The sequence below is a fragment of the Streptomyces antnestii genome, from assembly GCF_004005495.1.
Lineage (GTDB): Bacteria > Actinomycetota > Actinomycetes > Streptomycetales > Streptomycetaceae > Streptomyces > Streptomyces antnestii.
The window spans coordinates 16,999-28,472 of the sequence record NZ_RZYA01000038.1 but is presented as its reverse complement, the minus strand read 5'-3'; the positions used below and the strand labels follow the sequence as shown (position 1 = coordinate 28,472).

Here is an 11,474-nt window from a genome sequence, read left to right as displayed (position 1 = left end):
TACGCCCGCCAGGACGCGCTCTTCGAGCGCACAGACGCGGTGTTGCGTGCGGAGGGCCGGTGAAGACCCTGGTCGAGCTGTCGTTGGCCCTCGAACACCGGCGCGGGCACGGTGCGCTGTACGCGGCGTTGGATCGTGGTTGGGCGGATCCGACGCGCCGCGACTTCGCCGCACGCTGGCCGGTCTGCCGTTGCCGAAGGCGGCCGACGGCAGGATCGTGCTGGCCGTGGACGTGAGCGACTGGCTCCGCCCCAGATCAGTTCGTGCCGGGCTGGCCGTACTCCTTCGTCGCCGCGCTGGATCGCGTGCCGCAGTCAGAGGCAGCGGCTGGCACTTGCCCGCGCTGCGTTGATACTCCACGGCGAGGGCAGATTCCGTTCCGCACTGGCGCTTTCGTGTGTGCGGGATGCGGCGCCGAGTTGACCACCCCGCTGTCCCCGGTCTCACTGTCAGTCCATACCCGTCAGAAGTACAGGAACCGGGCCCAGCTCCCGGTGCTCATGCAGTCCGGGACGTTTGCCGTGGACCCTGCCCCTTGGGGAGAGTCGTGGCGGAGGTGGGAGATCGATCCGGGCGAGGCGGAGGCACGCAGCATCTACGCGACGGTCTACGCTCTTTCCGACAGCACACCCGGGGCGAGTGTCATCGTGCCCGTGATATCCGCGGAACCCGGCTGATTTATGAGAAGCGCGACGGTGCCTCCTGTGGCCTCGACGGAGCCTGCGGGTCCAACATGGCCTGCGAGGCATGCACGCCGTGCCTGAATAGGACGAGCGGCAGGGTTTCGATTGGCGACGCCGTTCCGCTTTTGCTCTATGTGGGCAACTCTGCTCTGCTTCGCGATTCTTCATTGTGTGCGGGTCCGAAGAATCCAAGTGTCCGCGGGGTCCGCATGGTTGATTGCGTGAACGTCGTCTCGGTGCACGACCAGGCCGAGGTCCTCGCCTTGCGGTCCTCCCGCTACCGCGCGAAGGTCAGGCCGAGCGCATGCTCCAGACCCGCGGCCCCCTCGTCGGTCACATGGACCACGCGCGGCGCCGCGCCCCAGCGCACCCAGTCCAGCTCGAACAGTCGGGCCGTCAGCACCGCGCCGAGTCCGCCGGCGAGGTGGTGGCGGTGCTCGCTCCAGTCGACGCAGTAGCGCACGGCGGGGCGGCGCGGCGGCAGCCGGTCGGTGTCGATGCCGAGTTTGCGCAGCTGCACCCGGCCACTGTCGGTGAGGTCGTAGCGGACGTCGTGCCCGTACGAGGCGGGGCGGTCGCGCACGGCCTCCTCGGAGCGGTGGACGCCGTCGTACCCGCTCAGAACGCCGCGGTCGAGCAAGGCGCCCATCAGATCGGCGCCGAGCTGTCCGGCCAGGTGGTCGTAGCAGGTGCGGGCGCGGTGCAGGGCGTTGGTGCGATTGCTCTGCTTCAGCGAGGTGATGGGCAGCGGCGGGGCGATCAGTGCGAGGGCCTCCAGGGCGGCGGAGATGTCCGGTCCGGCCAGGCGGTAGTAGCGGTGCCGACCCTGCCGGTTGACCGTGACGAACTCACCCTCGACCAGCTTGGCCAGGTGCACGCTGGCGGTGGCGGCGCTGACACCCGCCTCGCCGGCGAGTGCACTCGCGGGCAGTGCGCGGCCGTCGGCCAGGCACTTGAGCATCCGGGCCCGCGACGGATCAGCGATCAGCGCCGCGGTGCGGGCGATGTCGGTCTGCTGCTTGAGCGGCTCGTCCATCATGATCGCAGCGTACGACATCGATACTTTTACGTGCAGCGAAGTATCCGGCTTCGATGATCTCTCCATGAGAGCAACGAACATCGCCGCCCGCAGCGAGCAATGCGCGGGTCCGGCAGTCGGACGGGCCGCCGACGCCCGTCCGCCCGCGCCCGGACCCGCCATGGCTCCGTTGATTGCGCTCAGCCTCGGCTATTTCCTCGTGATGCTCGATGTCACCGTCGTCAATGTAGCCATCCCCGCGATCCGCACCTCATTCGGCACCGGTGCCACGGCCCTGCAGTGGATCGTCGACGGATACAGCACCCTCTTTGCCGGTCTGCTGCTGCTCGGTGGCGCGCTCGCCGACCGCATCGGCCACCGCAGAACGTTCCTGGCCGGACTCGGAGTCTTCGCTCTCGCCTCGCTGGCCTGTGCCCTCGCCGGATCGCCCGCAGTGCTGATCGCCGGCAGGATGGCGCAGGGCGCCGGTGCGGCACTGCTGGTGCCTGCATCATTCGGTCTGCTCCAGGCCACCTATGCCGACCGCGCGGCACGCGCCCGCGCCGTCGCCGTCTGGGGTGCGGTCGCCTCGGTGGCTTTCGGTGCCGGGCCGGTGGTCGGCGGACTGCTGGTCTCCGGTAGCGGATGGCGCGCGGTGTTCTGGCTGAACCTCCCCGTCGCCGTCCTCGCGGTCGCCCTGACGTTGCGGCACCTCCCGCCTGCCACCCGGTCGCGACGCCAGGCATCGAAGGCGGACCCGCTCGGCCAACTCCTCGGCGTCATCGGCCTTGTCGCGCTGGCCGGCGGACTCAACGAAGCGGGCGCACGCGGCTGGACCTCACCCCTGGTCCTGTCCGCATTCGTCCTCGGCATCGCCGCCCTGGCCGCCCTCGCCGCCGTGGAACGCACGCTCGAAGCACGCATCCGGGCAGGCGGCCGACGCGCACCGCTGCTCCCGCCGTCGCTGTTCCGCGCCCCCTCCTTCACCTCCACCGCGGCCGTGGGCCTGCTCATCAGCCTCGGCTATTACGGCATGCTGTTCCTGACCACCCTGTACTTCCAGCAGGAGCGCGGCTTCAGCGCCCTGGCCACTGGTCTCGCCCTGCTGCCGTCGGTGTGCATGGGGCTGATCGCCGCCCCGCTGTTCAGCCGGATCACCGCCCGCACCGGCCCGTACCCGCCCATGGTCGCCGGCCTCGCACTGGGCACTCTCGGCTTCCTCGGCTGGCTGCCGACCGGGCCCCACACCCCATATCCGGTGCTGCTGTTCGCCTTGATCGCGACCGGCCTCGGCCAGACGCTGACGGCCCTCGCCGCCACCGCCGCAATCATTGACACCGCACCCGCGGCGGGCGCGGGCATCGCCTCCGCCGTCTTCAACGTATCCCGACAGGTCGGCAGCACCGTCGGAGTGGCCCTGTTCGGTACCTTCGCCACCGCGGCACCGGACTTCAGTGCGGCCCTGCGGCTGTCGGCCGGCCTCGCTGCGACCGCCTTTGCCACCGGAGCCCTCCTCGCGCTCAAGGCCCGACGCCGAGCCTCCACCCCTTACCGCGCGGGGTGACGCGCCCTGTCACCCGGCAGTCCCGCACAAGACTCTGCAAAGCCCCCGCAAGAGAGGACGATTGACCATGACGAACTCGACGAAGACCACTGCGACCGAAGCGGCCCTCCACCTCACCGCCGAGGTGCTGCACTACACCGCGTTCACCACCAGCCCGACCGGCGGCAACGGAGCCGGGGTCGTCCTCGACGCCTCCTCTCTCAGCGACGCCGAGATGGTGACCATCGCCGCCGAACTCGGCTACTCGGAGTCCGCCTTCGTCACCCCCGGACCCGATCCGGACGACGGTCGGTCATTCGCGCTGCGGTTTTTCAGCCCCAGAGCGGAAGTCGGCTTCTGCGGCCACGCCACCGTGGCCGCCGCGGTGGCCCTTGGCGAGCGCATCGGCGAAGGCGACTTCGGCTTCCACACTGCCGCGGGCCACGTTCCTGTCACGGTCCGCGAAGAGAACGGCGGGCTGAAAGCCACGCTCACCAGCGTCGAGCCCCGGGTGCACGACGTCTCCCCTGCCGATGTGGCGGAGGCCCTGGCGGCGCTCGGCTGGCTGCCCGGTGATCTCGATGCGGCCCTGCCTCCGAAGGTCGCCTTCGCGGGCGTGCGTCACCTGGTCATCGCGGCCGCAACCCGCGAGCGACTGGCCGACCTGGACTACGACTTCGACCGGCTGCTGCAGCTGATGCAACGGCTCGACCTGACGACCGTGCAACTGGTGTGGCGCGAAACGACGACCGTCTTCCATGTCCGGGACCCGTTCCCGGTCGGCGGCGTGGTGGAGGACGCCGCGACGGGGGCCGCGGCCGCGGCATTCGGCGCCTACGTCCGCGACCTGGGCCTGGTCCCGGCAGACGCGCGGCTCACCCTCCATCAGGGACACGACATGGGCCGCCCGTCACTGCTGGAGGTCGACCTGGTCACCGGCGATCCGCGGGTACGCGTCACCGGAGCCGCGATCGGCATCCGGCCGGCGGTGGCGCCGGGGCCGTAGCGGGACGTCGCGGAGCCGGCACGCAGGCCGTGCCGGCTCCTTCGCCCTCTCCCTTCTCTCTCGCCGGGATGTCTCGTGTTGGGGTATGACCCAGATACGGCAGAAACAAGCCATGTGGTGATCTTGAAGCCGTGCGAGGTCGGCCCGTCACCCTGTCCGAGGCCTTGCGCTGATGCCTAGCAGGCGGACTTGTCTTGGGTCAGCGGTAGTCGTTTTCCTTGAGCGGGATCACCCAGGCGCGGCGCTCGCAGATCAGGCCGTCCCGCATCCGGAACACCTCTGCCATCGACATGCGCATGATCGTATTCTCGTCGCCGACGGCCACGCTGCCGGTGATCTCCGCCATCACCACGTCGTCCTCCTCGACCATACGTACAACCTCCAGCTCCGGCGGTGTGACGAACCCCGGACCTTCGATCGCGGCGTCGTATGCCTCCTTGCCGGTGAGGTTGAAAGCGCCGTAGACGGTCCACTCGATGTCGTCGAGACACGTCAGGCGGCGGCATTGGCGCGGCTCCTCTCGGCCCCGAGGGCGCGGTCGAGTATCGCCTGCTTCCATCAGCTGCGCATGACGGCCGGCACGTCCTCCTGTTCGGCGGTCAGGACCTGCCTGTAGAAGCGGGCGCGGCATTCGCCGCTCAGAGCGTCGCCGATCGCGTTGATCGTGCATGGGATGGCAGCGGTCCGATGGGGCGCCCGGCGCCCAGACTGAGCAGTCACAGCAGGTCTCCTTCGCTGGTGGGGCGTCCTTGTGCCGCACAATCTTGGCGCAGTTCGACGGGGTGAGAGCCTGTGTCAGAACTCTGATTCGGAGCGCAGCCTTACCTGGGGGTCGGTGTCAGAGCGGCTGACGCCAACTCAACTCCTGGGCGATCTCGTCGCCCTCTCCCGCGTAGTACACCTCGGCTTCTGCTGTGACGCCCGCGGATCCGGGGACGAAGGTTCCGCTGCTGGCCCGCGGCCGGATCGGCGGCCTGGTCCGTCCGCACTTCGCGCACCCGGCCGGGATGGCGCCGCCCAATGGCCATCGCCATGAAACCGTCTGGCACATCAACGCCAAGCACCGGCTCGCTCGCTGGGCCAAATCGCGGCACAACGTGGAGGGCGTGGTCCTGGAGCAGTGGACCGACGACCGGAACCGGCGCGCCGACGTCCACGTCCTCCTCCGGGACGGCACCCGGCTCGCTCTCAGCCTGTTCCTTAACCTCTACCCCGGCCAAGTCGTCACTCTTTGGAGTGATGGCAGGGTGTGAGGCGGTCCTCCTCGCGATGCTGAACTCGGCTACTGCGTACGGGAGTTCAGTCGGAAGGTCGTGGGGTGAGTGTGTTGCCGCAGATCGAGGGGCGGGAGACGCTCGCGGAACTGTCCCGGTTTCGGACGGTCCACTTGGGGCTTCTTCACCAGGCGACCGTGTTCGTCTCTCGCTTGCAGCATGGGCCGATGATTCCTGATGGGTCTGACACCGGGAGCATCCCTGACGCTCAATGAACCTCCTCAGTTGATTCGCTTCGCGAATCAACTGAGGAGCAAGAGCACCTCTGGGGAAAATTCGAGATCGGCATCACAGTCGATCGAGGTTCGCTTCGGTACGAGCCGGGCTGGAGCCGTCGACGTCGCGCTCTACACCACCGCGTCCGTCGACGCGGTCATCCCCCACCCACCCCGAAGGCGACTGAGAGCAGCGTTCCACGGGCGCCCACCACGCGCTGTGTCCGTACAGCTGACGCGACGTGAGTGAACATCTCCCGGAGATTGTGCGAGCAAAGGCGCGCTGGCGAGACCGCGGCGTGCCCGTGCAGCCGGGCGTCGGCCGTGGTCGCAGGGGTCGGGCGGCCCCGACCCCGCTGAAGCACCGGGTGGGGGCTCGATTGCCTGTGCGGAGTTACTTGCTCGTACCGGTCTATGCTGGCGCCGGGCTGCGCAGGGTGTCGGCCGATTGCCTTTCCGTCAGCAGTTTTGACAGGAGCGGGGCGCGCCACCGCTCGTAGAAACGTTCGTACAGGGACACGCGAAAATTGATCAGGCACTTGTTGGGCAGACGAAAAATCGCGAACCAGAAGAAGGGCGCGCTCGCCGGCCTCTCGGTGCCGCAGAGTGCGGGCCTCCTCAGCTTCCGCGTCATCGACTCGGTCGGTGAGCCCCTGGTGCAGGCGCGGTACACGCTGAACGACAGCCAGGGGCGCAAGGTCGTCGCAGGGGAGACGGACCCGTACGGCTGGGGCGTCGTCGTGGTCCCCGTCGGCGAGTACCGCATGTCGGTCTCGGCGGAAGGCTTCGCCGCGCACCTGGGACACGCGTCCGTGCGAGAGGGGGGTGCGCCCGTTGCGCTCGGCGACCTCACCCTGCATGTCGCGCCCACGCTGCCCTTGCCCGAACCGGGCGAGTGGGAGATCGAGGCCGCGCACACCCGAATAGGCTTCACCGCCCGCCACATCGGTCTCGGCCGCGTGTACGGCGGCTTCGGCAACTTTGCCGGGGCCATCAGGGTCGGCAGCACCATGGAGCACACCGCGATGCACGTCGTCATCGACGCGGCATCGATCGACACCAACGTCAAGATGCGTGACAACCACCTGCGGTCCGGGGACTTCCTCGACGTGGAGAACTTCCCGACCCTGGAGTTCTACAGCGACCGCTTCGTGCACCGCGGCGGCCAGAACTGGGTGATCACGGGCGGTCTCACCCTCCACGGGGTGACCCGCACGGTGACCCTCGACGCGCAGTACAACGGCGTGCGGGTGGGCATGGAGGGCGAGACCCGCGCCGCCATCCACGCCACGACCGAACTGCACCGCGAGGACTACGACATCAACTGGCAGACCATGCTGGCGCGCAACATCGCCGTGGTCGGCTCGAACATCAAGGTCGACCTGGACATCCAGGTCGTCCCCAAGGGCACCGAGCTGGAATTCAAGTAACGCACAGGCGAACTCCGCAGAGCCGTGTACGGACCCGACCGGTCCCGTACGCGGCTCTCCTGCGTTCCGGGCCGGTGCCGGCAGCAGGTGCGCACACAATGATTCCTAATGTGGCACCGGCCTCAAGCAGCGCTCCCGCAACCCCTTCAGCGACGACGTCGCCCGCGCGCTGATCGACGAGACCAACCTGCGCCGCCTGGAGGAACTCGACCTCAACGACCGGGGCCTGCGGGACATCTGGGAGACCATCGTCGCCACCGGGCGCCGCTGCAGCGAGGTCGTCGGACTGCGGCTGGACTGCATCGGCCGCTACCGCGATCTGGCCATGCTGTGGCGTCGTCGGCGGCGATCCCGCCCATGGGTTCGGTGGAGGCCCGCAGCAACTCCCGTACGACGGCTGCCTCTCGGCGGGGCAGGGGCTCGGGTGAGTCCGCCGGCGCGCACCGTGTCGGCGAGGAAGGCGACCGAGCGCGGCTCGGTGCCGAGGCCGTTTCGGCGATGGCTGTTCGTGAAACTCACCGAAGCCGGCAGGAGCTGCACCGCCGACATGGCCTCCGCCTACGCCCCGGCCAACCGCTTCCACGGCTTGAGCCGCGAAGACTTGGACCTTCTCGCCACCATCACCGACACCACCATCGACTCGGTGCAGGCCGCGCATAAAGCCGACCTTGGCGCATGGGCGATCGAACAGCGACTACGGGATCACCCGGATCTTGCTGTCCTTGACGCAGACCTGGACCGTCGCTCCTGAAACGGAGAAGAGCTCCGCCCCGCTCACCGTGCGAGGCCGAAGAAACCCCCGATGAACTCCAGCGCCTGGTTCTGGCCGCCGTGGCCCCTACGCCGACCGCGACGGCCTAGCCGAGCAGACCAGCCCGCGAGGACAGCAACGCCGAACTCCGCCCGCCTACTGCGCGAGGGTTGCCAGGCCGTGGCGCCGGGCGCGGCAGCCTCCGCGTCTGCTGCCACGTCCGCCGATAGAAAACGGCACGCCGCTGTCAGTGCCGGGTTTCATACCGGCGGATTAGGTCATAACACGCGGTCGCACCTGCCCCGTCTGGCACAGGTGCACGCTGCGCGGAACAGATAAGGGCAACGTGGCCCGTGGAGGGGAGTTGCCCGGCTGCTCGGCCCGTTGTTGCCTCGGCTCACGGCCTGGCGCGTAGTGGACGCCCTGGTCGCCGTCACCATGCTCGCGCTGGGCGCCACACTCGTCGCCGGAACATGAAGCTGGGTTCGACGACCAGCCTGGGCAACGTCCAGGTCCGAGGCCGAGGCGGTCCTGGCCCGAGGACGACTGGCGCAGCGACCCAAGATGGCCGTAGTGAGCTCGTGACCGAACGTTCACACTGTCGCAAGCCCCGAACACCCACGGAGCAGACGATCACACGTTCCCCCGGTATGTATCCGGAAAGCGGGGTTGTCGGGCGGGTCGGGCCAAGGGCAGCGTGTACCCCGACGGACAACGCCCGAGCAGGACACAGAGGTTGAACTTGACGACCGACGACAACGAGTGGATTCCCCCGTCCCCGGCACGGCTTCGGGCGGTCGTCCAACCGGTGCGGGCGGCCGTCGCCCAGCCCCGTCCCCGCACCGCGGTGGCCATATCCGCGGCGGGTGTCACGCTGTTCGCCCTGGTGGGCTCCGCCGCCCCCAATCACAACACACTCACGGTCCCCACCACTTGGCGCGCGCTGCCGGCCATGCCCGACGTCCTCTCCCAGACGGTCACCATCGCGGCCATCGCCCTGTCTTGCCTCGGCACGCTCGGCATGCTCAGCGCCCGTCGGCGGGGCTGGAGCCCGGACTCCCGTCTCCTCTTCCTGACGGGCGCGCTCGCGGTGCTCGTCGTCGCCAACCTCACCCCGGTCGGGTCTTCCGACACGGCCAGTTATGCGGCGTACGGCCGTATCGCCGCGCTCGGCGGTGACCCGTACCTGACCTCCCCCGCCCAACTGGGAGGCCCCTACGCCCAACTTGTGGCCGTCGCCTGGCGTGACACCACCTCCGTGTACGGACCGGTCGCGACATGGTGGCAGAGCGCGGCGGCATGCCTCGGCGGTGAGCGGCCGTGGCTGACGATCTGGGCCCTGATGCTGGCCAACGCCTGCGTCTTCCTGGGCACCGGCTATCTGCTGATCCGCACTGCGGACGATCCCGTCACGGCCGGGCTGCTGTGGGTCGCCAACCCACTGCTGATCGGTGTGCTGGTCGGAGGCGGACATCTGGACACCATCGTGGCCGCTCTCGCCGTCGGCGCGATCCATCTGGCGCGCAGAACTCCCCGCCTGCGCCATGACCTGCTCATCGGGGGTTTGGTCGGCCTTGCCTGCTGCGTCAAGATCAGTGCGGCCCTGCTCGGCGTCGCACTGGCCTGGCCGCTGCTGCGAGTGAGAGCCTGGCGGCGAGTCTCCCGGCAGGCCTCGGTGGCCGCGCTGACCATCGCACTCCTCTACAGCGTGTACGGTCTGCACGCTCTCGCCCCGCTCTCGGCCGCCTCACGGATGGTCTCGTTCCCGTCGTTGTGGATGGTGTTCGACTGGCTAGGAAGCGAACTTCTGGGGCCCGATGCGACCGCGACGGCCATCCGTCTGCTGTGGCCCGGCCTGATGCTCGTACTGGCCTGGGCCCTTCACCGCTGTACGCCGGCGGGCTCTCCCCCTGCCGTCGCCGTACCGTTCGCGCTCGCCTTCGCCTGGGTTCTCACGGCTCCATGGTCGATGCCCTGGTACGCGGCTCTCCCCTGGGTCCCGGCAGTCCTGTGTCCCCAAGGCCGCCTCACCCGGTACCTCGTCGCCGCCACGGCTGCCCTCGCCCTAGTCAACAACGGCGGCGGGCACGGCTGGTCCGCATGACGCGCCTCGCGGATGGAGCCTTGCGCCGGGGCGAGATTCTCGACGTTGGGCGCCGCTGGCTCGACCTGTGCCGCACCTGCATGATCACCAGCACCAAGCAGGCTCCCCGCCCCGCCCGTACCGCTCACCGAGACCATGGCCGCCGTCCGCGAGGCCCGCAGCGCCGGCGTCTCGGCGGCCGTCGTACTGCTCGTCGACCCCATGCACGAGAAAGCCCTGACCCCGGACCGCAGTTCTTGATGCTGGCTTCGTTCATCTCCAAGAACAGCGATTGTCGACCGGTTCTGGAGTCAGTTGTCGATCAGCCGACTCGCGAGTGTCGAGGAGAAATGACGGCACTGCCGAGTGAGTGAGGGGAACGCTCGACGGCCAGCCGCCCGTCAGGGCGGCTGGCCGTCGAGGCATGTAGCGGCCGAAGCGATGCGTATGTGGCGGACGCGGTGCTATGAGACCAACAGAGCCAGCGCTTCCTTCGCGTTGTGCTCGGCAATTTCCTGCATCACCGTGCGGTGCGGGAAGTCGCCGTCGAGGAGCCGAAGGGGGCCAGCCACCAGTGAGAGACGCATCGCGAGCATGTAGAGGTCGAGCCGTGCTGGATCGAGTCCGGGGCGGGACAAGGCTGGGTACTGGTCACCGAAACGAAGCTGCAGGAATACGTGCTCCCACTCGACATCGAAGAACATCAGGCCCTCGATGTCGATGAGGACGGGGTGTCCGGAGGCATCGACCAGGACATGGTCGGGCCCGAGTTCGCCGTGGATCAGCCCGTGCTGTGTGCGCGGAGCCACTCGTGTGGCCAGCTCCTGCAAGCGATCGTGCAAGGAAGCTGCGGCTGATCCGATGCTGGGGTCGCGTTCGGCCGCCTCAGCGAGGTCCTCGGTGGAACGTTCGAGCACCAGTTGCTCGCATGAATCGCCACTCGCTTTGTCGCCCCGTTCGAGCACGTCCACCCTGCCGTAGTGCTGACTGTGCTGCTGGTGCATCACGTCGAGCATTGCGGCCAGCTCGCTCAAGGCATGTGATGCGCGTGCGGGAGCCGTCTTCAGGAGCGCTTCCAGAGTGCCGCCGGCAACGTCCTCGACAACTGCCACGTCCGCCGGGTAGCGGCGTCGGCTGTCGTCAGCGAGAAGCACCCCTGGAACCCGGACTCCAAGGCCGTCCAGTCTCCGTTGGGCCGCTAGGAAGGGGGCCAGCCCGGAGGCGGGAGCGAAGGGGTGGGCCGGGTCGATGGCTTCCGCAGTCGGCCAGAAGTTCTCATTCTCGGCCCAGCTGTAGACGATCACGCTCGCTGCATGTGATCCGCTCGTGTGAACCCGGTAGACCCCCTTCTTGCTCCCGCCGCGCAACCGGTCTACTCCGACAACGCGGGCCTCCGCCCCCAGTGCCTCATGCACGATCCCTGACAAGGCTTCACTATCCGTGAACTGGCGCATCCGCCGACCCTATCCCC

The 11,474-nt window shown here is 68.6% G+C and carries 10 protein-coding genes and 3 pseudogenes; 9 read left to right on the top strand and 4 right to left on the bottom strand.

The annotated features are described in order from the left end of the window. Positions 1–302 (top strand): annotated as a pseudogene (locus EOT10_RS42515) (transposase); the annotation flags it as partial. A 117-nt stretch (positions 303–419) separates the two neighbouring features. Further along, a pseudogene (locus EOT10_RS42510) lies at positions 420–751 on the top strand (hypothetical protein); the annotation flags it as partial. A 209-nt stretch (positions 752–960) separates the two neighbouring features. Here the strand turns inward: EOT10_RS42510 and EOT10_RS40305 are convergent. After that, on the bottom strand, positions 961–1,722 hold the full coding sequence (locus EOT10_RS40305) for an ArsR/SmtB family transcription factor (RefSeq protein ID WP_127833338.1): 762 nt from the start codon (positions 1,720–1,722) through the stop codon (positions 961–963). Between the two features lie 64 nt (positions 1,723–1,786). Between EOT10_RS40305 and EOT10_RS40300 the strand changes: the two genes are divergently transcribed. Beyond that, on the top strand, positions 1,787–3,265 hold the full coding sequence (locus EOT10_RS40300; protein ID WP_223281521.1) for an MFS transporter: 1,479 nt from the start codon (positions 1,787–1,789) through the stop codon (positions 3,263–3,265). Positions 3,266–3,332: 67 nt separating this feature from the next. Beyond that, the gene (locus tag EOT10_RS40295; RefSeq protein WP_127833337.1) at positions 3,333–4,250 is read left to right on the top strand and encodes a PhzF family phenazine biosynthesis protein; all 918 of its coding nucleotides are present in this window, start codon (positions 3,333–3,335) and stop codon (positions 4,248–4,250) included. 199 nt (positions 4,251–4,449) lie between these two features. Here EOT10_RS40295 and EOT10_RS40290 read toward each other — a convergent pair whose 3' ends face one another. Then, positions 4,450–4,809: a nuclear transport factor 2 family protein gene (locus EOT10_RS40290; protein WP_127833336.1), complete on the bottom strand. Its 360-nt coding sequence runs from the start codon at positions 4,807–4,809 to the stop codon at positions 4,450–4,452. Continuing rightward, positions 4,809–4,970 carry a hypothetical protein gene (locus EOT10_RS41615; protein ID WP_189492735.1) on the bottom strand — a complete coding sequence of 54 codons (162 nt, stop codon included), beginning with the start codon at positions 4,968–4,970 and terminating at the stop codon, positions 4,809–4,811. Before EOT10_RS41615 ends, EOT10_RS40290 begins: the two co-directional genes overlap by 1 nt. 194 nt (positions 4,971–5,164) lie before the next feature. Here EOT10_RS41615 and EOT10_RS40285 point away from each other — a divergent pair, with 194 nt between their 5' ends. From EOT10_RS40285 to EOT10_RS40255, 5 genes and pseudogenes are all read left to right on the top strand, one after another. Continuing rightward, complete coding sequence (locus tag EOT10_RS40285) at positions 5,165–5,503, top strand: competence protein CoiA family protein (RefSeq protein WP_127833335.1); 339 nt, start codon at positions 5,165–5,167, stop codon at positions 5,501–5,503. A gap of 778 nt (positions 5,504–6,281) precedes the next feature. Beyond that, complete coding sequence (locus EOT10_RS40275) at positions 6,282–7,169, top strand: YceI family protein (RefSeq protein ID WP_127833333.1); 888 nt, start codon at positions 6,282–6,284, stop codon at positions 7,167–7,169. A 508-nt stretch (positions 7,170–7,677) separates the two neighbouring features. After that, positions 7,678–7,920 (top strand): hypothetical protein, encoded by a 243-nt coding sequence (locus EOT10_RS40265; RefSeq protein WP_189492732.1) that lies wholly within the window; start codon positions 7,678–7,680, stop codon positions 7,918–7,920. 366 nt (positions 7,921–8,286) lie between these two features. Further along, a pseudogene (locus EOT10_RS42505) lies at positions 8,287–8,397 on the top strand (amino acid transporter); the annotation flags it as partial. Positions 8,398–8,656: 259 nt separating this feature from the next. Continuing rightward, positions 8,657–10,024 carry an MptA/MptB family glycosyltransferase gene (locus EOT10_RS40255; protein ID WP_127833331.1) on the top strand — a complete coding sequence of 456 codons (1,368 nt, stop codon included), beginning with the start codon at positions 8,657–8,659 and terminating at the stop codon, positions 10,022–10,024. Positions 10,025–10,467: 443 nt separating this feature from the next. Here the strand turns inward: EOT10_RS40255 and EOT10_RS40250 are convergent, their stop codons facing one another. Then, positions 10,468–11,457, bottom strand: coding sequence for a phosphotransferase family protein (locus EOT10_RS40250; RefSeq protein ID WP_127833330.1), 990 nt, complete (start codon positions 11,455–11,457; stop codon positions 10,468–10,470). Between the last annotated feature and the right edge of the window lie 17 nt (positions 11,458–11,474).